The following is a 295-nucleotide window of genomic DNA, read 5'->3' on the forward strand; positions in this document are numbered from 1 at the left end:
GACAGCGAAAGATATCGGCGAACCTTCAGTCCTGAACCGCGCCGGCGGCGCGCCGACGCTAGCCGTTGGTATCGCCCATGTGTTCCATAAAATCATCCCGATGGCGGATATGGGCTTCTGGTACCACTTCGGTATCCTGTTTGAAGCGCTGTTTATCCTCACCGCGCTGGATGCGGGTACCCGTTCTGGCCGCTTTATGCTGCAAGACCTGCTGGGTAACTTCATCCCGTTCCTGAAAAAAACCGACTCTCTGGTTGCCGGTATCATCGGTACTGCGGGCTGTGTGGGTCTGTGG

The 295-nt window shown here is 56.9% G+C and carries 1 protein-coding gene; it reads left to right on the forward strand.

Translation table 11 applies throughout. The annotated features are described in order from the left end of the window. Positions 1-295, forward strand: a 295-nt coding sequence (locus tag QP437_RS09910; protein ID WP_285267719.1) for a carbon starvation CstA 5TM domain-containing protein, incomplete at both ends; no start/stop codon positions are given.

Source organism: Haemophilus sp. UMB1048 (assembly GCF_030218125.1).
Classification (GTDB): domain Bacteria; phylum Pseudomonadota; class Gammaproteobacteria; order Enterobacterales; family Pasteurellaceae; genus Haemophilus_D.